The following is a 23,449-nucleotide window of genomic DNA, read 5'->3' as shown; positions in this document are numbered from 1 at the left end:
TAACGATGAGGGGTTTTTTGTTTTGTGTCATTTTTAAAAAAAGTAACGGCAAATATAATCCGAACAGAGCAGTTGAGCCCGCCTGCGTCCCGACGCTTCGGGAGTACTGCAATCCTGTGGGAGAGTATGTTGCTGCCTTTTTTGTTTTTAAGCGGTACAGCGCAGTCACTGCGTTCGTGTGCTTCGCCGGTTCGGCCTACGGCCTCGTGTCTTTCGACACGAACGATAGCGAACTGGCCAAGCAAAGCCCTTCATCTAACGATGAGGGTTTTTTTGTTTATACGAAGTCCGCCGATAGTCAATATTCATTGTTCAAAATTTGTCGCCAGTCATTGAATCCTGAATACAGCAATAAGTTGGAAGTTGATTACACCTTATGCAGCTATTGCGTTTTGTACTAATTACCGCAAATGAGAATGGGGCGAATCGATGTGTGGGACCGTTCGCGTGAGGCCCCGAAGCTTCGGGGGAAGCGGCATCCTTTTTTAGGATGGGCGTGGAGCAAAGCGCAGCGGTATCCAAAAAAGATACAGCGCAGAGCCCGACCTAGCACAATCCGGACATGACTGCCGAATTCTAGTGAACGCCGGGACACGCCAAAAAAGAAAATAACGAAACCATACTACAAAACTTCTTTTTACTGTTCATGCCGATGGGAATGCCGACTTAACTAATGTCTGTTGCTGATTCAGAGCATTTGAATATTTTCAACATCGTGCGGGTATTTTGTTTATATTGCCAGCACAACAACACGTTTCACTGTCAAAACACATTTTTATGGGAAAGAACCAAATCAGAATTTTTATGGCTTCGCTTGCGTTGCTGTTGCTAATCGGTTGCAAAAACACACGTGAAAAGGCGCAGGATTTCGTTAACGACTACAATGCTTCAGCACCTTCACTTTCAAATCCGAACATACAGTCGACCATTGCAGCGTTGAAACCGGATAACACCATTGTTATTATCATCGTCTCCACCATGCCGCAAACGGATGAAAATAGAAGCATCATCGGACAGATGCTTCCCACCGTTATGACGGAAACATTATCGAATATTCCGTCTTTCCAGGATTTGGTAAGCGAAAACGTTAAATTCAGGATTGAGTACCGAGCAAATGACAATACAAAGCTGGGCGTCGCAGATATTGACAAGAGTTCGCTTAAAGCCGCACAACTAAAGAATTCGAAAAACGGTAATGACATCAAGTTTAATGCGGCAGATCCTAAAGTGAATGAGATGCTTGCGATGATAAACAAGGCATTGCCTATTGTCGATAAGGAGGCGGGTACAAAAATTACAAAGATTGATATATTAGGAGAAGATTTGGTATACTTTGTAGAAGTAGACCAAAAGATGGAAGGGCTGTTGAAGTCGGAGAATTTTAAAACCGTAATGAAGGATGAAATTTTGCGAAACCCCCAAAGTAAGACGCTGATCAATAGTGTAAGGCCATATGGAGTAAAGCGCGTAAAATACAGGTACATCGGTGCAAATAAGAAAACAGTAGGTGAAATTTCAGTTGACGATAAAGATTTATAGGGACAAGAAATGAATGACCATCAGGAAAGCAGACCGGTTTGGCGCATTGTCCTTACTGTTGTCATTGTCATTGTAATGCTATTTCGTATCGCAAATGCATGTTCTAAAAAGCGCCAAGCGTATCAAACGTCACCTGCGACCGAGACTTATGATCAGGATATGCAAAGGCGGATTCAGGAAAGCCAGCAGCAATATAAGCGTTATGAAGAAAAACAGTCGAATGATTTATTTTACGCATCCTACAGCGCTTTGGATACGCTAAGTCCAGAAGTCAGGAGGAAGTCCCATTTTACAAAAGTGCGTCGTGATACCCTGATTGCCTATGATATCAGTTCCAACGTAAAGGTTGACAGGAATAGCCTTTATCAGAACAATTATGATGACTCGCTTAGAGGAGCGATCAAAACCCCGAAAGGGCTTGCCATTTTTATGCATGCTTTCGAGTTTAAAGGTGATGTTAGTGAGGGCCTGAAAAGTGTAAAACGCGGTTGTAAACTACGTCAGGTAAAATTTGAGAAAATTGCCAGTTCACAGTCGATGTCTTATACTATTACCAAACAAAATGTGGTTTATCGCGGATATGCTCTTGCATTTTTGCACGATGGGCTTCTGTCTACCTTTGAATTTGAGAGCAGCAGTGAGAACACGGCTCAACTCAAGTCGGATGCGTTATCGTTTTTGCTAAACAACCTAAAGAAGGTAGAATGATTCAAAAACGAGTTCTAATCATAGGAATGGTATGGCCGGAGCCAGGGTCCTCAGCCGCCGGCAGCAGGATGTTACAATTGGTGGAATTGTTTCAGGACCATCACTATGAGATTATTTTTTCCAGCGCTGCACAGCGTGGAACTTTTTCATTTAATTTCGATTTATTAGGCATTCGTACACAACAATTGGTTTTAAATGATGCTGGCTTCGATCTTTTCGTGTCTGAACTGAATCCGGAGATTGTCCTTTTTGACCGTTTTATTACTGAAGAGCAATTTGGTTGGCGCGTGGCAGAAAATGCGCCGCGCGCTTTAAGAATATTGGATACCGAAGACCTGCACTTTCTGCGACAGTCAAGGCAGCTCGCTGTTAAGCAAAATCGAATTTTCCAGGATGACGATCTTTTTAGTGACATGGCACGACGGGAGATAGCATCGATGATGCGATGTGATTGTTCCATTATAATCTCGGCGTTTGAGATGGATTTATTAAAACGGATATTTAAGATTGATACTGCGTTACTATACTACCTGCCTTTCCTGGCGAACCCAATTTCACCAAAAGATCAGGGCGCATGGCTGCCATTTCACCAGCGAAAGGGATATATGTTTATTGGGAATTTCTATCATGAGCCCAATAAAGATGCTGTACAATTTCTTAAAAAGAATATTTGGCCGCGACTTAGGGTAAAAATTCCCGACGCTGTTATATATATCTATGGCGCTTATATGCCCGAATCCATCCAGCAAATGCATGACGCAAAGAATGGATTCCTTATTATGGGCAGGGCGTCGGAGGCGCTGGAAGCAATTGGTTCCGCAAGGGTAATGCTGGCACCACTTCGGTTTGGAGCTGGTATAAAAGGCAAGCTCATGGAGGCGATGTACTGTGGGACACCGAGTGTTACGACTGAAATTGGTGCTGAGGCGATGCATTTGGAAGGACTGTGGAATGGAACTTTTGTGGATGAAGTAGACGATTTTGTTGATGCGGCTGTGGATTTGTATGACCATCAGGATGTATGGGAAGGGGCTGTGCAAAACGGTATTAAAATCTTCAATGAGCGTTACAACAAAGCATCTTACGGACCTGAATTTGTAAGGCACATTTCATTTTTAGTAAATAACCTGCCAAAGCACCGGCAAGATAATTTCTTGGGATCTATTTTCATGCATCAAACGTTAAGCGCTACAAAATACATGTCGCGGTGGATTGAAGCCAAAAATAGCAATCAATAGCGTTTAATCTTGGCTTTTTAAAAATAAGTGATTCTCAATGATTTGGCGTTGACGAAATAAATTAAAATGTATATTTGCGTGTTATCTCATTAATGGTGTGAGTGCAGGGTTCCCCTAAGTGTTACCATAATTGATAATTGAAATTTCAGCCCTACTATGAAATTCAAAAATGTATATGCCGTTTTCCTGTTCATTTTTTCGATCGGATATGGACAGTTGCCTAATTTTACCCTGCAGCATTCTACCACAGATGAAACCTGCAGCGGGAATGGATCGATTACGCTGGTGCCTGCCGGGTTGACCGCTGGCGCGCTACTCGAATACCACTTGTATAAACTACCCGTTTTAGACACACCGATTGAAGAATTTACTTCAAACACGTATAATAATTTATTTGCGGGAGACTATCGGCTGATAGCGACGCAGGTATTAGGCATCCAAAGTTCTGTTCCTGTCCAGTTTGATTTTACCATTTCTCATGCAGATGTCCCCATTCTGTTTGAGGTTACCGATACCGGGGTAAGCGGTTCCTGTGACCAAACCGGATCGATAACAGTCGTTGTGACCAGTGTTATCCAGCCTGCGTTTTTCCAGATTGTAAGTGGGCCGCTAACGGTTCCTCCTCAAACTTCAAATGTTTTTAACAACCTTCCCGCCGGAGAATATGTTGTTCGGGTAATTGACGGTTGCGGAGAAGCGGAAGTAAAGACATGGACCATACATACCAACAGTACCATATTGACGATTGCGGCGACTTCGAATCCATCAGTCGCTACTTCCTGCACAACTATTGATGTCATCAACAATGTGACGCCTTCGGGAGGTGCAAATATTATCTATCCACTTCATGTGGAATATGTCGTTCATTTCCCTTCAGGTGACCAAACCATTATACAGGATTACCCAACAGGCCCTACAGACGTCCTTCCTTTGACACTGACGCTACCCTTATTTTTAAATGACCCTTATTCTTATGACTTAAAAATCACCGACAGTTGCGGACATAACGTTATTCTGCCTGACAACCAAGTAGATCCCACGCCGCTTGTCACGATTTCAGACGTCCCCAACGAATGTGGCGATAAATTTCTTAATGTGAGTGTGAGCAATTATATGCCGCCGTATACGATTACTTTTACAGATAAGCCCACCGACTTTGACCCCGTTAATTATTTAGCGAATTATGCAGATCCGCAAACCAATCCGGTACTTACCTTTGGCTCTGCAACCAATACGGTTCCTTATGGCAATTATGAAGTCTCCATGATTGATGCCTGCGGAAGAACCGCAATAGGTGTTTTAAACCTTATTAAAATCCCACTCGAGCCCACCATTACAGAAACTTCTCCGAATTGCGTCAGCCCGAACGGTAAGATTACGATTTCCATTCCTGAAAACAGGAAAGTGGTTTTTGTTGAGATTATCGATGCTCCAGCCGCATATGTGCTAACACATCCATTGCCAAGCAACGTGTCCCCAGTGACAGTCCAACCGGGTGCCTATACCGTCAATAACCTGCCTGTCGGCAATTACCTGCTTAAAATAATCGACAGTTGTGGAGACCTTTATTCTAATGTTCCAGCCGAAATTAAGCCGTTTTCGACCCTCCCCGATTTAAGTATCTCCCCGAGGGCAAGCTGTACTGCCGGACTTGGCTCCATGCGGATTCGTTCCCTAAATGGAGGCGGGTTGATCACACTCACCGTATTATCGGGACCCGTAGCATTCTCATCAACCTATCCCGTTAATCTAACTCCCCAGATTGACAATGGGATTTATTTTAACGGAGCGATGGCTGCAGGCGATTATACCTTTGAAGGGACTGACGCCTGTGGAGCGAATCTTACCGGTATAAAGACTTTAGTTGGATATGATCCTGGATCCAATAACTTTAGTATTGACAGAAACTGTGGTACGTTTAATATCGATTTAGCGGATAACAGCAATATCACCGGAAGTTATTGGCTGCAAAAGAAAAATCCGACTACAGGAAACTACGAACATCCGGATACAGGAGTAGTATACGTTGAAGGTACGCCTGCAGATACCAGCAATGCGCTGCCTTTGACTAACAATACTATTAATTTCAACATCGCCAATGTTGGGACGTTCCGTATTTTGAAGGTTTATCAGGCATTTGACAGTCAGGGTACAACGACTTGTTATGAAGCTTATCCGGATTTTACGTTCTCGGGTGCCCTCGATATTTTAGGGTCGTATTCTTTAAATTGTGCTGGTGGTGCAGGACCCGAAAGCATCTTTATCGATGTGCTCGGAGTGCCGCCCTACAATTACAGAATCATTCAGAAAGATGGTGTTGACTTTTCGTTCGATAATGGTACCAACGATACCTTCCAAAATCTGGACCCTGCCATATATAAGTTTGAAGTGGAGGACAGTTGTGGAAGACTCGCGAATACCATCATCAATGTGGCAACGCTTCAGCCACTGGTCACAGCGATTGATCCCGCGGCCAACAATGGTACCGGGGAGATTTTGTTTTGCAGCAATAATGGCGAAACGACATCCGCATTTGACCTGACAACTTTTAATCAAAGGATATTGGGGAACCAACCCGTCGCCGAGTATACCATTACTTATTACCTGACTCCCGAAGACGCCGATGCCGGTGTGAATGAAATAACTACCGATGTTACACAATATAACAACCGTACCAACCCACAGACGATATACGTCCGCGTCGTTCAAAATGTGATTTCAAGATGTTACGCCACAACGTCATTTAATCTGGTTGTTGGCACTTCACCGATATTAACCGCGCCGTCGGATATCTATTTGTGTGAAGGGACAGAAGAACGGCTAAGTGCTGATTTTGGATACGATGCCTACGAATGGTCCACAGGCGACACTACCCGTTATATTGATGTAGACCAACCTGGAACATATACAGTGACGGTAAAAAACATTTATGGGACTTCTGAGTGTTCGGCGTCCCAGACTTTCACCGTGATGAACACGGAGAGCGCACATTTTGACTCAGTGGACATCAACGACTGGACGGAATTTGACAACAGTTTCACAATGCATGTCAGTGGTGATGGCGATTACGTGTATTCGATTGATGGTGGGAATTTTCAGCCTGATCCCACATTTACGGGATTAGAGCCGGGCCTGTACACCGTCACCATAAACGACCTGCACGGCTGTCCGGGAATAACAAAAGATGTATTGATCCTTAATTATCCGAAGTTTTTTACGCCAAACGGTGACGGCTATAATGAGAAATGGAAAATCCGAAATTCAATCTACGAACCCGGAATGAAGACATTTATTTTTGACCGTTACGGAAAATTAATCACCGGATTTGAATACGATGCTGAAGGTTGGGATGGAAACTATAACGGAAATCAACTGCCTTCCGACGATTATTGGTTTGTGGTAGAGCGGGTGGATGGCAAAGTGCACCGCGGCCATTTCGCAATGAAACGTTAGTCAGTTGTTTTGCTTTGGTAGTATTTTTTCCAGAATTTATAGGCCTGAAACAACGCCATTCCCAAAAACAACAGCGGAATCGCACCAGACATCAGATACGTCGACAGGAAATTATTTTTCCTCGTGATGTAATCTAAAGCTAAAATTAAAGCCAGCATTCCGCTAAAAGTCCCTAAAAGGGTTCCAATGAGATAGCCAAATTTCCTGTTTTTTTCGACCTGAATATAATTGGCGTTAATCAAATAGAGGTTCCATCCGGTCCAAAACGGGATTTGAATGAAATTGAGGCTGCTGCAAATCAGTCCAATGACGAGCGGCGGATACTGGATATACTTCGCCAACAAATGGTTTTCTCCTGCTTCGCTGTTTCCGGATGCCGAATAGAACGACCAGGCTAGCAGCAGCATAAAAAAGATCGAAAACAATTCGATATAACGGATCAGCTTTTTGTTTTTGGAAAGCTGGTTTGCAAACACCAACGTCCCATAAATCACAACCGCCTCAATTACGATCACTCCTAAAAGGTAAGGAAATGCAGCATTTATCCCAGAGGCGCGGAAGATGTCGTAACCAATAATGTTTAAATATCCCAGCGGAATCGACCCAACAAAACTCACTAAAAAACCGACAAATCCATTTTTCAGTGTTTTCATCTTTTAGAAGTTTACTATTTTATTGCTTTGCAGGTTGTGTAAACGGTATTGTTCCATGCCCTCTTTATGTCCCAGATAAGGGACGCCATTTTTATGGTTTTCAACACTGATTTCATACATGTACCTGATGTGGCGGATGAGTTCTTTCCAGGCAAAAAATAAAGAATGTTCCGGATCATAAATATGTGTAGGTTCACTGCCGGCGCCATTCAACTCCACAATCGCAAACTGCTCACCGCGCTCAAGTGCTTCGATGCTTTGATACATTAAATCAATTCTTCCAAAATAAAATCCATCAATCTGCAGGCAGATGTCGTTCATCAATTTGTTTAATGCCGGAGTGCCCCAATGGGTTCGGTCAATGAATTTAGCGCCACGGGCATGGTTTCCGTATGGGACCAGGTTGACTTTCTCTCCTAATGCAGGAATCTCGGCGAGTTTTTTCCCATATTCCTTCCTGAGTGCCTGGAGTTGCATTTCATATCTCGGATTTTCTTTGATTAGATCTTCCAGCGTAGACGTTCCGTTGCCGGTAACGATTAGGAATTCCTTCGCCACAATTCCGGTTATCCTCCCTAGTTTTTCATGTGGATACCGGACATAGAATATCCCGATTTCGTTCTCATATGGAATTAGATCCTGTATCACATAATCAAAATCTGCCTTTTCAGCATATGCAGCAAGGCCTTCGGCATCATCGATTTTCTTTACAGCAGACCCACGCAATCCGATGTCCGGCTTGGCAATTAACGGATAAGGTATACTATGAATATTTTTTTCAGAAACAATTTCAGATAACGGCGTGCCATTTTTAATCAAAATCGTTTTGGGATAATATTGTTCTGGAATTAAGTCATAAATTGCCTTTTTTGACTCCATCATGAATCCGCCGTTCTTAATCGTGGGATTCGAAGCATTAAAAAAGAAAATACTGCGTTGCCTTAATGCATAATAAGCCCATAAAAAGTAAATAGGAATGTAGACGATGTAAAATGGCCAGTATTCCCAATGCAGTATTTTGTGAAAAAAAAGTCTCAAATGTGTTGTTTAGATAATGGGATAAGAATTCGATAGCTGTTCATTATTAATCAGGTCAGCATACGTTAGCGATAAAGTATTTTGGTCGATTACTGCCTGGGTGATGCTCAGTGTTTTCAGAAGATCATTGCGGTTTATAACCAATCCGTATTCTGTGTCTTCACTTTCAGTATAACGGTGAAAATGCAACATGTCCTTTTCAGTAACCTCAGGCTTCGTGTCAAGGAAAGTACTAAACCACGCTGCCCGCCTTTCGCGTACGTCTTTAGGGTAGAGCGTGGATGACGACCACACATGGTTCTGATTTTCATTTAATGAAACGGTGCTTTTTTCGCTTCCGTCCCAGCGCAATTGGTATAGTTTTTTCCCGAAGAACAACACCAATGTAAAAGGCTCTACATTTTCGAGGTCGATATCAGCCCAACTTTTGATGGCAGAGTCGCTTCCGAGTAAATCCAGGACGATTAGCCCACGGCTTCTCCGATAAGGCGGAAGGTGTTTGTGCTTTTCCGCAGCCCCATTCAGCAATACCAGCACATTTGCCTGTTCATCAACAGCGTACCAGGTGCCGCCAGCTTTTGGGTCTTTTGGAAAAATCAGGTTTTTGTCCTGAACCACATATTTGGAGGGCGGTATCGCAGGCCTCAACACCTGCTCGTCCCGGTTTGATGTGATGATAATTTTACCGCCGGCATTTACAAAACTTACTGTGCACATTGATTGCGGTATTCTACGGTGGAACGTGCCACGCCAAAATTAGCGTCAATCGTAACGTTTTCACAGTCGTGAAGCGCTACCTTGATTAAAGCCTGATGGTGAATGCAATGTTCAAGGTTATAAAGTAATTCCCTGAAATAATTACTGTTGATCAGGATTTCTTCGCCGTCTATGATTTGCTGCAGGGCTATTGCCTTATCTGCTTTATCCAGATTTTCCTGAATCTCTACGATTGATGCGATGGCGAATGCGGTGTCTGTTTGGATTTGTTTGTTGCGCAGTCGGTTATCATAATTAACGAGTCCGCTTTCATAATTTTTCTCAAGGCATTGAAACATTTCGATAATGTGCCTGGTGTGTTCGCCAATTGTTGCGTTGCTTAATGCCTTACACTGATTGGTATATTCATGATCAGAGAGCTGCTTGAGCAATCCAGTCATTTCATTAAGGCTGTTATTTATGGAGGTGATAAGCATGCTTATGTTTTAAAATGTAACAAATCTGTGATTTTTATGCCTTTCGGTAAAAATCAATAATATACTGCAAATAAAGGTTATTAAGGCCAAAATAAAAAGTTCTCCACCATCATTTTTTACTTCAATTCCCAAAACAAGCAGGTGCGAAACTATGTCGCCAAACAGGACTCCGGCTGAAAGCACCGCGCCAGTCAAGACTGTTCGAGGTATTAGGACCATTGCCGCTGCAATCAATTCAATGACTCCCGAGCCATTCCTTCCAAACTGCTCCATTCCCAATTTTGTAAAAATGTAAACACTTTCATCTGCACCAGCAAATTTAAAGAATAATGTCTGTACCAAAATTGCGGCAACAATAACCCTCAATATCCAGCGAAAGTATTTTTTCGGCATTGCTTAAATTGATTTATAATTAATGCTTACTGCTTATCTCAAATACGGCGGCAACTGTGATTTGGTTTCAACTGATTGAAAAAAGCAATCAAATTTGCAGAAATAAAGATAAAAAAAGTCCGGCGCAAAACCGGACTCCTGTATCGTTAAATTGTTGTATGTCAACAATCCAATGTCATTAATCTTTCAAAATGCTCCTGGAGATAACGATTCGCTGAATCTCTGACGTGCCTTCATAGATCTGGGTGATTTTTGCATCGCGCATCATGCGTTCCACATGATATTCCGCCACATATCCGTTTCCACCGTGAATCTGCACCGCTTCAATGGTAGTGTCCATCGCCACCTGCGACGCATACAGTTTGGCCATCGCCCCCGACTCTGAAATGTCTTTGCCTTCATCTTTTTCAACTGCCGCCTTGAGACACAATAGTTTTGCAGCCATGATATTGACATGCATATCGGCAAGTTTAAACGCAATGGCCTGGTGTTTCGAAATTTCTTTCCCAAATGCCTTGCGCTCTTTTGAATATTTTAATGCCAGTTCATAGGCACCAGTTGCAATGCCCAAAGCCTGGGATGCAATTCCAATACGGCCCCCATTTAAAACAGCCATGGCAAAGTTAAACCCGAAGCCATCAGCCCCGATGCGGTTTTCCTTTGGCACCTTTACGTCAGAAAACATGAGCGAATGCGTATCTGAACCACGGATACCCATTTTTTTCTCTTTCGGGCCAATATCAAATCCTGCCCAACCTTTCTCCACGATAAAAGCGTTAATTCCTTTGTGCCCTTTTTCGATGTCGGTTTGCGCAATCACAATGTATGTTGAGGCGCTTGCGCCATTTGTAATCCAGTTTTTTGTTCCGTTTAATAAATAATAATCCCCTTTGTCAATTGCGGTGGTTTTTTGCGAAGTGGCGTCAGAACCCGCTTCAGGCTCTGAAAGACAGAACGCGCCGATCACTTCACCTTTTGCCAGGGGCACCAAATATTTCATTTTTTGCTCTTCATTGCAGTATTTCTCCATTCCTGCGCAAACCAGTGAATTGTTCACAGACATCACGACTGCTGTCGAAGCGTCAACCTTTGCAATTTCGGTCATGGCCAAAACGTACGATACGCTGTCCAGTCCTGAGCCTCCGTATTTTGGATCAACCATCATTCCCATGAATCCAAGATCGGCCATCATTTTGACCTGCTCTGTTGGGAATTTAGAGTGTTCATCTCTTTCAATAACGCCGGGTAGAAGCTCGCTTTGTGCAAAATCCCTGGCCGCCTGCTGTATCATTAAATGCTCTTCGGTAAGGTTAAAATCCATATTTTTTTAAGAATAAAGTTTATGCTTTTTGTTTTGTCAGCGTCCAAATGTAATTATTTCTAAGGATATTTTTAAATCAGAATCCGTATTTTTGAAGCGATGAGTAAAGAAAACTATAACGTTATCGGAGTGATGTCCGGAACGTCTTTGGATGGCGTTGATCTCGCCGCCATTTGTCTTAAAATCGAAAATGCCAAATGGTCGTTCGAAATAACTGATAGTGAAACAATTAGCTATTCCGATGCGTGGCTGTCACGGTTGAAGAATGCTGTAGAATTTGATAACCTGGAACTCATTAAACTGAATCGGGATTACACGATATTGCTTGGCTCCATTATCAAAGATTTTATAGAAAAACACGGGCTAAAGCCTGATGCTGTCTGCTCACATGGCCATACCGTGCTGCACCAGCCACAGCATGGCTTTACTTTACAAATTGGGAACCTTCCGGAATTGGCCGATTTAGTGGCACAGAAAGTGGTTTGCGATTTTAGGGTACAGGATGTCAGGTTTGGCGGACAGGGCGCTCCACTCGTCCCGATCGGAGACCGGCTTTTGTTTTCGGGATATGATTATTGCCTTAATCTTGGTGGATTTTCAAATGTCTCGTTCGAAAGAGATTTGGCAAGGATTGCTTTCGATATTTCTCCGGTCAATACCGTTTTGAATTTTTATGCAAATCGGCTGGGGCTGCCGTATGACGACAAAGGAAGCATCGCTGCTTCAGGAAAAATTCACGGCGAAATGTTGTCAGCCCTCAATGCGCTGGATTTTTATCGTAAACCATTCCCGAAATCTTTGGGATTTGAATTTGTCAGAGAGTCGATATTTCCATTAATCGAAAAGTTCGATACCACTGTTCCCGACGTGCTATGTACTTTCATTGAACATGCGGCCATGCAAACCGCACTGGCTTTACCAGGTCAATCAGGAAAGATGCTTGTTACCGGCGGCGGAGCATACAATGATTTTTTAATTGGAAGGATAAAACACCATTTACCTAAAATGGAAATAGTAATCCCGGATAGTAAAATTCTGGAATACAAGGAAGCGTTGATTTTCGGCCTGCTGGGTGTGCTGAAACTGCGAAACGAAATCAATGTGCTGAGCAGTGTAACGGGTGCGACAAGAGATCACAGCTCGGGGGTGATCTATGGGTAACACACGAAAACGTTTATCGAGACACTATTTCTTTTTGTTATCAACTTTAGGATTATCTTTGCGCCGCAAACAAACTGACATCTATGAAAGATCTTATAAAAAAATTCGAAGATAAAGCACCTGAAATTATTTTCAACTGGAAAGATCCGGAAACGGATGCAGAAGGCTGGACGGTGATCAATTCCCTTCGCGGCGGAGCTGCCGGCGGTGGGACAAGAATGCGCAAAGGTTTGGATATGAACGAAGTATTGTCTCTGGCAAAAACTATGGAAATCAAATTCAGCGTATCAGGACCTGCCATAGGTGGAGCAAAAAGTGGTATCAATTTCGATCCAAATGATCCCCGCAAGAAAGGTGTTCTACAGCGTTGGTATAAAGCGGTCTCGCCATTGTTGAAGAGCTATTATGGTACCGGGGGTGATTTGAATGTAGACGAAATCCATGAAGTCATCCCAATGACTGAGGAATGTGGCGTCTGGCATCCTCAGGAAGGCGTTTTCAATGGGCATTTCAAGCCAACTGAAGCGGATAAAATCAATCGCATCGGTCAGCTGCGCCAAGGTGTCGTAAAAGTGATTGAAAATCCTGCATTTTCTCCCGATGTAGCGCATAAATATACTGTGGCAGATATGATCACCGGATACGGCGTAGCGCAGGCGGTAAAGCATTACTACGATATCTTCGGGGGCAGCGTTGAAAATAAAAGGGTGATTATCCAGGGATTTGGAAATGTAGGTTCTGCGGCGGCATTCTATTTTGCGGGAATGGGCGCAAAAATTGTTGGAATTATTGACCGCGAAGGCGGGATTGTCAATAAAGAAGGATTTTCATTTGAAGAGATTAAATCGCTTTTCCTGAACAAGGATGGAAATAAACTGGTTGCCGCACATATGATTTCGCCAGAAGAAATCAACAATACAATCTGGAGCATCGGGGCCGAAATTTTCGCACCCTGTGCCGCATCAAGACTGGTGACGCAATCCCAGGTAGATAGTCTTGTAAATGCTGGGCTGGAAGTTATCTCGTGTGGTGCGAATGTGCCTTTTGCAGATAAAGAAATTTTCTTTGGGCCGATTATGGAACATGTGGACGGAAAAGTAAGCCTTATTCCCGATTTTATTTCCAATTGTGGCATGGCGAGGGTGTTCGCCTATTTTATGGAGAAGAAAGTTCAAATGACGGATGAGGCAATTTTCAGCGATACTTCGGAAACCATCAGGAAAGCAATCGAGAAAGTGTATTCAAGGAACCCCAAAAAGGTTGATTTAAGCGCCACTGCTTATGAAATTGCCTTGTCGCAATTGTTGTAAACGGCAATTTTTTATACCTTTAGGCGTTTAGTAACTGAAATTAAACTACTTCTTAAATGAGATTGATCATACGCAGTGTCTTTGCGGTAACCGAAAGGGTCGTCGACTCTTCCCTTTCTGAGAAGAAAAAATCACTGATTCTTACAGCGATGTTATTTGCAGCGATGTTGTTACTGCTGATATTGCTCCACATGACTTCTACCAAAATCGAAGGTCTTGAGGGTGGCGGTGGCGGTGGTGGTGGCGAAGTTGCGGTTAATTTCGGTAATAGCGATCTGGGGTCGGGTGAGAATTTCACATCCAAAGACCTCGATTTACCCGCTTCAAAACCTGTTGTAGCCGAAACTTCAAATCAGGAGGATATCGTCACCGATGAGTCAGACAATGATGTGCCTGCCGTAGTTACCGTAAAAAAACCAAAAGAAACACCCAAAAAGCCTGAAACAAAACCGGTAGATGTTCCTAAAAAGCCTTCAAAGGATGCCACCGACGCGTTGTCGAATCTGTTGAATGGAAGCAGTAAGGGTGGTGATGGCGACGATAAATCAGGAGGAAACAAAGGGAAAACCAACGGAAGCACTTCTGCAACGGGATATGCCGGCGGCAGTGGTACCACTGGCGGCAGCGGTACTGGTAGTGGTGGCGGAAATGGTTCCGGGCAAGGCATTGGAAATGGTTCCGGATATGGCGCTGGTGACGGTTCCGGTTCGGGAGGTGGCAGCGGTAGCGGCATAGGAAAAGGCAATGGGAGTTGGAAACTGGCGGGAAGAAAACTCAGGAGCAGTGGAAAGGTAGTGCAAAAGTGTAATGAATCCGGTATTGTGGTAGTTGAAGTTACTGTAAATAGAAACGGTGACGTTGTTGGATGTAAATATATTAAAGGAACTACGAATACTAATCCATGCCTAATACAACCGGCTTATGAAACGGCCAGAAGTTATAAGTGGTATCCTAAAGATGACGTAAATGACAAGCAGATTGGAACGATTGTTGTTAATTTCAGCCTGAATTGATGGATTACCAACAGACGGTCGAGTGGATGTTTCAACAGCTTCCAATGTACCAAACCCAGGGCGCCTCGGCCTACAAAAAAGACCTTACCAACACGCTTTTACTTTCGGACTACTTAGGGCATCCTGAAACAGCGCTTACCTGTATTCATGTGGCCGGGACTAACGGTAAAGGTTCGACTTCGCATTTGCTGGCTTCGGTATTCCAGGAGGCAGGATACCGCATCGGATTATACACTTCGCCACACCTCAAAGATTTCCGGGAACGTATTAAGATCAACGGTGACGAGATTTCACAAACATTCATCATTGATTTCATCGCCAAAAACAAGCGCTTTTTCGAGCAGCATCAACTGAGTTTTTTTGAGATGACGGTTGGTCTGGCTTTGGAATATTTCAAAAGTGAGAAAACAGATATCGCGATCATCGAAACCGGAATGGGAGGACGGCTGGATTCCACGAATATTGTGACGCCAATCGTTTCCGTAATCACGAATATTGGTCTGGACCACACACAGTTTCTAGGAAATACGGAATCGAAGATCGCTGCAGAAAAGGCGGGCATCATCAAGCCAAATATTCCCGTAGTCATTGGGGAATATACAGATGAAACCAAGCGGGTTTTTCTCGAAAAAGCGGAAACCGAGGGTGCGTCCATTTCATTTGCTTCTGAAAAAAACCTGCCTGATTATCCCTCAGCATTGATGGGCGACTACCAATCTAAAAATAAGAAAACGGTATTACAGACGCTGGAAATCGTGAAAAATCAGGGAAAGTTTTTAATTTTAGATGAACATATAAAGAACGGTTTTCTAAATGTTGTAAAAAACACCGGACTTCAGGGCAGGTGGCAGCAGCTTCGCGAACATCCGCGGGTAATTTGCGATACGGCACACAACGCGCACGGGCTAAAGATCGTAATGAGCCAAATAGCCCGGCAGGAATTTAAGCAATTGCATATCGTATTAGGCGTTGTTAATGACAAAGACCTGAACGATATTTTGCCGCTTTTCCCTGCTCAGGCTAAATATTATTTTTCAAAACCAAATATTCCACGTGGACTTGATGCCACGGTGTTGCAGTCAGCAGCGGTGCATCACGGACTTGTAGGCACGGTATTTGGTTCTGTAGCAGAAGCTTATGAGTCGGCATTAAAATGTGCTGCCGTCGACGATTTTGTTTATATTGGTGGAAGTACGTTTGTCGTCGCAGAAATTTTGTAAAAAAAGAAATTATTATTTGCAAATATGAAAAAACAGGCTATATTTGCACTCGCAATAAGGGCGATTAGCTCAGTTGGTTCAGAGCATCTGGTTTACACCCAGAGGGTCGGGGGTTCGAATCCCTCATCGCCCACAAAAATGACCTCATACGAAAGTATGGGGTTTTTTATTTATAATCCATTTGAACTTTCTACACGCCATGAATTTCTTTACTTACATCCTTTACTGCATATCAAAAGATAAATATTATGTTGGATCGACATCTAACCCTGAACGAAGATTAATGAGACATAATCAGAATCAAAGGTTTTACGGGCAAACACGACGATCTGAAGATCGTTTATTACGAAAAATTCCAGACTAAGGAAGGGGCTTTGAACAGGGAGCTAACCATTAGAAAATGGAAATGCCGCAAAATGATTGAAAGACTTATTCTTTCGGGCAGTCGCCGGCGGGTTTGTCCGGTACGTCATTTTGCAGTTTATGCTTGCAAGCCGCCGGCACGCCCTAATATCTGCCATTGTGGTACCGCCAGCCGATTTGCCTCTGCAAAACAAAAAAGCCCCACTTTGCAGCAGGGCTCTCAAAACAAAAAAATAAAATCTAATTATTAAAAAAATTTAAACTTAGCGATGGCATCGGCACATTGCTTCCCAAAGTCAATGTATCCTGCCGTATTGTAATGAAATTTATCAGAATATTGATAAGTGGAAGTTGTCCGTACGATGGCAGCATGATGCGCTGTAGCGGCATACTTTTCCTGAGCTGCCTGGACAATTTCGCCATAACTCCATACCTTACCATCGGGTTCATCCCCTGAATCGGAGATTTTACCAATAACGACCGGGATGTCGTTGTTGTGCAGTGCAGCGCGCATCAGGTCCATGAGTCGCTTTAGGTTGGAAAAATAGTTATGGGCGACGGCTTCGTTTCCATAGGCATCACTTTCACCCTGCATCCATACAATCCCCGAAGGAACCAGAATGTCTTCCCGTCCATCGCCATTGATATCTTTTACAGCCATGGCATCGCGAACCGTCTTTAGAAAAAAATCATATTGGTTAGGTCCTTTTCCTTTGTAGTCGGGTTCCCAGCAACCAAAATCGCCTTTGACGATACTGTCGATTGAGGATCCATTCCGCGCATATTTGATGATGGCGATTTTTTGTCTCGGGTACAATTCGGACAGGTGTTTTGCGAACGTAATTTCAATACCAAACCGATCCGAAAGTGTATTTACTTTGCCGTTCGAGGCAAATCCGCTGCCATGGCCCGGCTGCAGGATATCCCATTTTCCAAGCCCGCCGTTTTGATCTTCGTCACCGGTTGGGTTGCCGTGATAAATATAGACATCAGTGAACTTTTTCTGCAACGCGTCAGGCAGCTCAGCGGTTTTTCCGAAGCCCTCCATATTGGATTGCCCACCCAGGTAAAAAACACGGATCGTGTCTTTTTTAGGTTGTGCGAAAGCCAAAATAGGCACGGCGGCAAAAGCCAGAATGAAGCTGTAGCGTTTCATATTTACAAAGTCTTAAACTGGAAGATCGGAGAATCCGACGTATTGCCTACGCCATCCTTTGTCACCACTTTCCAATAGTACACGGTATTCGCGGAAACAGGGATGTCGTTGAGAGTCTCTCCACCGGACGTTGTACCTTTCAATGAGGTCGGATTGCTATTGGTGTCCATATACAATTTGTATTCTGTGATGTCATTGTCGACGTCACTACCGTTCCATTGAAAAGTGACTGCTGTTCCTGATACGGTGCTGCTCATGGCAGGAGCGACTGCTTCAGCGGGAAATGGCGCATAATTCACGACGCCGTCGCCGGCATTATAAAATTTCCTTTTTTCGCTGATTGCGGTTTGGCTGCTGGCGCTAGATTTTGAAATGATCCACCAGGAATAAGGTGTGTTTTTGGCGAGTGTCACGTCAAGCGTGGTGCTCGCACCTGCTTCATACTGCAAAGTCTGCTGGGTGTTGAGGTTTTTGACATATACAGAATAGGCATCAGTAAAATCGGCATTGTTCCATTCAAAAGTAACTTTGCTTTGCGTAGCTGAAACTTCCTGGCCGGTTATACATTCTGAATTGTTTATTGGCGATACCAACAGGGCCGCGGATGGATTTTCTCCTGACGTTTCCCCGCCACCGCCGCCACCGCCACAGCTTAATAAGGTAGAACAAACCGCAACGGCAATATATTTACTTAAATTTTTCATAGCTTGATGAATTTGGTATTATAAGTTGCATCATTTGTAGTGACTTTTAGCGCATATGATCCTGACGATAAAGCACTGACGTCAATATTTTTCTTGCTGGCATCGTATTGCATGTCCGAATCAATCACCAGTTTTCCCATGAGCGAATATACCTGTACATTCACAAATTGGGTATCCTGTGACGGAATGGAAAAATAAAGATTGCCGTCTTTAACAGGATTCGGGAATGCCAATAGCGTATCGTCTACAAAAAATGACTTGCGATACACGCCCTGACAATCCTTGTCCGTTTTGACTTCAAGTGTATTCATGCCTGGTTTTACGTTTAAGGTGATTGAGGATTGATCGGTCAAGTAGCGCACGCCATTCAGATCGATGCGGTAAACGCTGCCTCCGCTTAAATCGATCACGACATTGTATTCATCTGCAGCAGGGCGGGAGAGTACCGCAAGATCTGTCGGTTCTGTTACAATAATGTTGTAACATCTTTTAAACGTCGGGATGGTTGGGATGGTGATACACAGCGCATATGGACCTGCCGCCAAATTTCCGAATGATGCATTTGAGGTGAAGTTGCTTGTTTGATTGGAACTGCCCGTCAGCGTGGCTAAAAATGGATGGCTGCTGCCGGAGGCAATGGAGATGCTTCCGTTGTTGCTGTTGCGGCAGGTTTCGCCGGCGCTTTGAATTGAAAAGTTATCATATGGCAGGCTGAATAGGGTGCACCCGTTAAAGTCGACGACATCACCAGCAGGCGTATTGGGACAGCTATCGTTGTTGTTAGCGACATTATCGTTGTCATCATCGGCAACAATTTGTGTAAAATTGACCCAGTTGAAATTGAATCCACCGTTGACAACCGTAAATCGCGCATAATATCTTCCCGCCGGAAGTACGGCCTGTGAGGTAACCGTGTTCCAGGTTTGCCAGCCCCCGGTAGGTGGTAGCAATACTGTTTGTACTGCGGTGGTATTTTCATTAATTAACTCCAGCTTTATAGATCCCGTTGCAGATGCTCCAGAGGTGCGGTAGTCGATTTTATAGTTTCCACTTTCGCCAACATTCACCAGGTATTCCAGGTAATCGCCGTTGTCTGTGTAGCCCATATCTGATCCGCCTCCGGTATCCGATGTGGTTTCAATGGTTAGCCCACTGTTGAAAAAAAAATTCTCTGCTTCAATTTTTCCGGAGATACCGATGATGTTGCCTACACTATTTTTTACCGGTTTATCAGAAAAAGCAGCTTGGGAGGATGCATCCGTGGCCACAATATTTGTGCCATTGTAAGAAAGCGTAATCACGTCAGATGCGTTAAAAGGCGATGCCGGTTTCAGTACAAGAGTTGTGGTGCTGCCCGGTTTGAACGCAATAGCCGTGATGGTTACGGCATTATTATTTACTTTCAGCTGGAAGTTACTTTGCGTAAGGTCGATTCCCGGCACCAGGTTCTTATTGAACGTAATGTTCACTTTGTCGCCGAGGATATTCGTCGACGCATCGACTGTTTTTAATGCTACTGAAGCAGGCGCATGCGGGTTTTTTAATTCAAAATAGTTCAGGTTGAAATTTCCGTTTTCAAAATACACCTTGATTTTGTTAGATCCCTGTTTTAGAATTACATCTGAAAGGGTTGCGGTTGCCCATGTTGTAAAGCCACCTGACGGCGGTAATGAAACGGTTTCCGAGATTCTTCCGGAGGCGTCCTCAATATAAATTTTACCGGTTGAAGGTCCTGCGTACCTAAAATCGATATCGTAAGCAGTTTCTGCAGTGGCCTCTAAAGTATATGAGAGCCATTCGTTTGTTTCAAGGAATCCGACCTGGAAACCATTGGAAGGACTGTCAACGCAAGGCTGGATATCCACGCCATCATTCCGCATGCTCCAGCCGGAATTCCAGGCGGTGTAGGTTTGGGTATCGACATTATAATTGGCCACATCTTTGTCGAAATAGGCGAAGCCATTGGTTCCCATATCAAACTCGGTAGCGTATATTTTTCCCGGAAGGGGATGGTTTTTGTATTTTTTTGTTTCGGTTGTCTGCACCTGACGGAACATGGCATCGATTACATCGCGACGAATCGTTACATTTTGCATTTTAAAATTCTCAGCGAGCTGCATCAGCGCGTTTTTGGCGTAGGTTACGGACGGCGCGGTGCCGCCATTTTGCCAATAGCTTAACAGCGTTGCGTATTCAGGAGTTTTGGTAACCGAAGCTGGCCCTGCAATATTATCTACTTTTTTCATAGGCCACCATGCCCAGCCAATATTGTTAGACTCGACTAGGGAAATTGCATCTTTGAACCAAACATTGGAATTTTCACCACTTTCCCCGAGCCAGATTGGCACGTTGTATTGCGTACGCAGGTTTAACATCCCCTGAATCGATCCCTGGGTATTGTAGGTCCAGTATTTATGAAAACTCAAAGCCATATTGGTGTCCCAAAGTCCGGTTGAAAGAATGCCGTTATAATTATTGCCCCAGCAATTTCCTTCAATGATGATCATGTGGTTGGTATCCACCTGGCGTATCGCCTGGGTGATGCTGACCATGAGGTTTTTCAGCGGGGTATTGTTGTTTTCGTTGCAGCCATTTATGTTGGCGCCCTCAAAGTTCCAATTGGGCTCATTAATAATGTCATAAGCGCCAATCCATGGGCTGTCTTTGTAGCGCAATGCCAGTTTTTGCCATAGGGCAATCATCTTATCCCGATTGGCCTGGCTTTCCCAAAGTGAAGGTTTTGTATCGTCATAATCTGAGATGTTCGCGTCGTGTCCCTGACCTCCGGGCGCAGCGTGCATGTCAAGGATCAGGTACATGTTGTTTTGTGCACACCAGTCAAGCAGGTTGTCCGTCATTGTAAACCCTTCGTCAAGCCATGTATTTTGGCCGGCTACTGGCTCCTGTTCAATAGGAAGTGTATACAAATTATAGTGCATCGGCAGTCGGATAGAATTGAATCCCCACGCGGCGAGTGAATCGATGTCGCGCTTTGTAATGCCGTTGGCCCGATAAGCCTGATAAAATTCTTCGGTATTGGTGGCTCCAATCAGGTCCGTGATTTTCTGTTTTATCTTATGCTGTGAACCCGCAAAAGCGTCCGTTTGCAGCATGTAGCCTTCCTGGATCATCCATCCTCCTAAACCGAGGCCACGAAGGATGACGTTTTGTCCCGACCCATTAACAATGTTTTGTCCGTCCCGATGCAGGAATTGCCCGAAAGCATGAAATGACATCGAAATAAAAAATAATAAGATTAGCTTTTTCATAGTATTTGTATGCTCGTTTAGTAAACCAATGTCTGAATCGCGTGTGCTGGAATTTCCATAGTTGCTTTTTTGTTTGATATAACCAGGTTGTATGGTACTGCTGCGTTGCTTTGATTCATCACCACTGTTACCATTTTTCCGTCGGTGTTTAGGAATGAGGTGCTTAGCAGCTGGCTTCTGCTGGCCACCGTGCTGATTCTTTTGGCATCGGGTCTGATGAATTTGGAAAAGTGGCCAATATAATAATAGGATGGGGTGTAAATTAATTCGCCAGTTGTCGTGTCTGCATGAATAGGAGCAAGGCAAAAATTACTTACATGGTTGGGTCCGCCGGTTTGATCCAGAAGGATGTTCCAATCCGTCCATCCCACGGTCCCATTATTAAAATCGTTAATCATTGAAGCGCCATAACGCTCACCATTTGCCCAAACCTGGTATTTGGATGGGTCAAACTTTTCGACACAGCCTTCTGTAAAAAGCAGGTTTTTGGTCGGATAGGCTTCATGGACTTTCTGAACGTTATCATACATTGGCGTGCCGCCCGCCCAGGTTTCATACCAATGAAAACCCATTCCCCAAGCGTATTTTGCAGCCGCGGGATCGGAAAATATGACATTTGCGCGTTGGTTCATGAGGTCGCGATTGTGGTCCCAAACGACGATTTTTTTACTTCCGAGGCCTTCTTTTGCCATTGTTGGTCCCAGGAAGTTTTTCAGGAAATCCCTTTCTGCTTCGGCAGTAAATATGCACGATTCCCAGGTTTGCGTCGCCATCGGTTCGTTTTGTACTGTAATTCCCCAGATTGGCATGCCTTCTTTTTCATACGCTTTGATGAACTTCGTATAATAATTGGCCCAAGCCTGGTTGTACTCCGGCAGTAATGTTCCGCCCTTAAGCATGGTCTTGTTGCTTTTCATAAAAGCCGGTGGGCTCCACGGACTTGCATACAACAAAAGTTTTCCTCCGGCAGCCTGAATGGCTTTTTTAATTAGCGGTATGCGAAACTGCCTGTCGTGTTCAATACTAAAAGTTTTAAGGTCTTTGTCGCCCTCCTGAATATAAGTATAGCTCCCGCTACTGAAATCTGAGCTGTGGATGGTAGTCCTCATCAGGGAATAGCCTATACCTTTATCCTTGGTGTAATATGCATTTAGGAGTTCCTGTTGTTTCGCTGCCGATAATTTTGCGAATACTTCCGCACTGGCATCTGTGATGGCACCGCCAATTCCCATGAAGGTCTGGAACGATTTTTTAGGTTCTACAAAAATTGAAATTTCCCTTTCTACAGGTTGTTCGGCAGGGCTAAATGTAACTTTGTCTGTTTCGGACAGTTTTAAATCAGTATTTTCCGCTGTAGTATAAATGGTTACCGTTTTTCCGTCTACAGAAAAGTTTTTGTTGGGTTGCTGTTGTTTGGGCTGCGCAAATGCTAGGGCAGAAAACAAAAGGCAGTATATTTTTATGTTGTCTTTTTTCATTCGTTGAATCTGATGATGATTGTGGTGTTGTTGAGTTTTTTGTAAGTTAAATCTTGTAAACAGTTGTGGTGTTTAAAAAAACAGCCCGTATTCAGGATCGATTACAGGCTGTTCTTAACTAACTCAAACTTAATTTAACTAATTTGCTCTACCGCGTAATGAAATGTTTGTTGCGGAAACGATGGAATTCGAGTTACCACCTGATTTAATCAGCAGGTAGTAATCGCCGGCCGTATTTA

The 23,449-nt window shown here is 43.8% G+C and carries 20 protein-coding genes and 1 tRNA gene; 11 read left to right on the top strand and 10 right to left on the bottom strand.

Annotated features, from left to right (window positions below; genetic code table 11):
• The 5 genes from CFE23_RS15265 to CFE23_RS15245 form a co-directional block, all read left to right on the top strand.
• Positions 1–401, top strand: a 401-nt coding sequence (locus CFE23_RS15265) for a hypothetical protein (protein WP_291089875.1), incomplete at its 5' end; no start/stop codon positions are given.
• A 376-nt stretch (positions 402–777) separates the two neighbouring features.
• Positions 778–1,539, top strand: coding sequence for a hypothetical protein (locus CFE23_RS15260; RefSeq protein WP_291089872.1), 762 nt, complete (start codon positions 778–780; stop codon positions 1,537–1,539).
• 9 nt (positions 1,540–1,548) lie between these two features.
• Positions 1,549–2,247, top strand: coding sequence for a hypothetical protein (locus CFE23_RS15255; protein WP_291089869.1), 699 nt, complete (start codon positions 1,549–1,551; stop codon positions 2,245–2,247).
• A complete protein-coding gene (locus tag CFE23_RS15250; RefSeq protein WP_291089867.1) occupies positions 2,244–3,485 on the top strand; it encodes a glycosyltransferase in 1,242 nt (413 codons plus the stop codon). The genes CFE23_RS15255 and CFE23_RS15250 overlap by 4 nt, the downstream gene beginning before the upstream one ends.
• 156 nt (positions 3,486–3,641) lie before the next feature.
• Positions 3,642–6,938: a T9SS type B sorting domain-containing protein gene (locus CFE23_RS15245; protein ID WP_291089864.1), complete on the top strand. Its 3,297-nt coding sequence runs from the start codon at positions 3,642–3,644 to the stop codon at positions 6,936–6,938.
• Here CFE23_RS15245 and CFE23_RS15240 read toward each other — a convergent pair.
• The 6 genes from CFE23_RS15240 to CFE23_RS15215 all read right to left on the bottom strand — a co-directional run bounded on the left by CFE23_RS15240 (position 6,935) and on the right by CFE23_RS15215 (position 11,536).
• Positions 6,935–7,591: a hypothetical protein gene (locus CFE23_RS15240; protein ID WP_291089861.1), complete on the bottom strand. Its 657-nt coding sequence runs from the start codon at positions 7,589–7,591 to the stop codon at positions 6,935–6,937. The genes CFE23_RS15245 and CFE23_RS15240 overlap by 4 nt on opposite strands.
• Positions 7,592–7,594: 3 nt before the next feature.
• Positions 7,595–8,629 carry a D-alanine--D-alanine ligase gene (locus tag CFE23_RS15235; RefSeq protein WP_291089858.1) on the bottom strand — a complete coding sequence of 345 codons (1,035 nt, stop codon included), beginning with the start codon at positions 8,627–8,629 and terminating at the stop codon, positions 7,595–7,597.
• 9 nt (positions 8,630–8,638) lie between these two features.
• A complete protein-coding gene (locus CFE23_RS15230) occupies positions 8,639–9,346 on the bottom strand; it encodes an NRDE family protein (protein ID WP_291089855.1) in 708 nt (235 codons plus the stop codon).
• Positions 9,334–9,822, bottom strand: coding sequence for a DinB family protein (locus CFE23_RS15225; protein ID WP_291089853.1), 489 nt, complete (start codon positions 9,820–9,822; stop codon positions 9,334–9,336). The genes CFE23_RS15230 and CFE23_RS15225 overlap by 13 nt, the downstream gene beginning before the upstream one ends.
• Before the next feature lie 9 nt (positions 9,823–9,831).
• On the bottom strand, positions 9,832–10,215 hold the full coding sequence (locus CFE23_RS15220) for a DoxX family protein (protein WP_291089850.1): 384 nt from the start codon (positions 10,213–10,215) through the stop codon (positions 9,832–9,834).
• Positions 10,216–10,393: 178 nt separating this feature from the next.
• Positions 10,394–11,536, bottom strand: a complete 1,143-nt coding sequence (locus CFE23_RS15215) for an acyl-CoA dehydrogenase family protein (RefSeq protein ID WP_291089847.1) — start codon at positions 11,534–11,536, stop codon at positions 10,394–10,396.
• A gap of 99 nt (positions 11,537–11,635) precedes the next feature.
• Between CFE23_RS15215 and CFE23_RS15210 the strand changes: the two genes are divergently transcribed.
• The 6 genes from CFE23_RS15210 to CFE23_RS16610 all read left to right on the top strand — a co-directional run bounded on the left by CFE23_RS15210 (position 11,636) and on the right by CFE23_RS16610 (position 16,604).
• Complete coding sequence (locus tag CFE23_RS15210) at positions 11,636–12,697, top strand: anhydro-N-acetylmuramic acid kinase (protein WP_291089844.1); 1,062 nt, start codon at positions 11,636–11,638, stop codon at positions 12,695–12,697.
• Between the two features lie 83 nt (positions 12,698–12,780).
• The gene (locus tag CFE23_RS15205) at positions 12,781–14,007 is read left to right on the top strand and encodes a Glu/Leu/Phe/Val dehydrogenase dimerization domain-containing protein (RefSeq protein ID WP_291089841.1); all 1,227 of its coding nucleotides are present in this window, start codon (positions 12,781–12,783) and stop codon (positions 14,005–14,007) included.
• 56 nt (positions 14,008–14,063) lie between these two features.
• The gene (locus tag CFE23_RS15200; protein ID WP_291089838.1) at positions 14,064–15,020 is read left to right on the top strand and encodes an energy transducer TonB; all 957 of its coding nucleotides are present in this window, start codon (positions 14,064–14,066) and stop codon (positions 15,018–15,020) included.
• Positions 15,020–16,240, top strand: coding sequence for a folylpolyglutamate synthase/dihydrofolate synthase family protein (locus tag CFE23_RS15195; protein WP_291089835.1), 1,221 nt, complete (start codon positions 15,020–15,022; stop codon positions 16,238–16,240). Before CFE23_RS15200 ends, CFE23_RS15195 begins: the two co-directional genes overlap by 1 nt.
• A 58-nt stretch (positions 16,241–16,298) precedes the next feature.
• Positions 16,299–16,373: transfer RNA gene (locus CFE23_RS15190), tRNA-Val, on the top strand.
• A gap of 66 nt (positions 16,374–16,439) precedes the next feature.
• Positions 16,440–16,604 (top strand): GIY-YIG nuclease family protein, encoded by a 165-nt coding sequence (locus tag CFE23_RS16610; RefSeq protein WP_363331616.1) that lies wholly within the window; start codon positions 16,440–16,442, stop codon positions 16,602–16,604.
• Between the two features lie 246 nt (positions 16,605–16,850).
• Here CFE23_RS16610 and CFE23_RS15185 read toward each other — a convergent pair whose 3' ends face one another.
• Genes CFE23_RS15185 through CFE23_RS15170 form a run of 4 tightly spaced genes read right to left on the bottom strand, consistent with a single transcriptional unit; the run spans position 16,851 to position 23,210 of the window.
• Positions 16,851–17,759 (bottom strand): sialate O-acetylesterase, encoded by a 909-nt coding sequence (locus tag CFE23_RS15185; protein ID WP_291089832.1) that lies wholly within the window; start codon positions 17,757–17,759, stop codon positions 16,851–16,853.
• A gap of 2 nt (positions 17,760–17,761) precedes the next feature.
• Positions 17,762–18,463 carry a hypothetical protein gene (locus CFE23_RS15180; RefSeq protein ID WP_291089829.1) on the bottom strand — a complete coding sequence of 234 codons (702 nt, stop codon included), beginning with the start codon at positions 18,461–18,463 and terminating at the stop codon, positions 17,762–17,764.
• The gene (locus CFE23_RS15175) at positions 18,460–21,732 is read right to left on the bottom strand and encodes a carbohydrate-binding protein (protein WP_291089826.1); all 3,273 of its coding nucleotides are present in this window, start codon (positions 21,730–21,732) and stop codon (positions 18,460–18,462) included. Before CFE23_RS15175 ends, CFE23_RS15180 begins: the two co-directional genes overlap by 4 nt.
• 17 nt (positions 21,733–21,749) lie before the next feature.
• Complete coding sequence (locus CFE23_RS15170) at positions 21,750–23,210, bottom strand: glycoside hydrolase family 30 protein (protein ID WP_291089822.1); 1,461 nt, start codon at positions 23,208–23,210, stop codon at positions 21,750–21,752.
• Positions 23,211–23,449 lie beyond the last annotated feature (239 nt).

It is taken from the genome of Flavobacterium sp. BFFFF1 (assembly GCF_002256285.1).
In the GTDB taxonomy this organism is placed as follows: Bacteria; Bacteroidota; Bacteroidia; order Flavobacteriales; family Flavobacteriaceae; genus Flavobacterium.
Note: the sequence above shows the minus strand (reverse complement) of the source record. Positions and strands in the feature narration are given on the sequence as shown.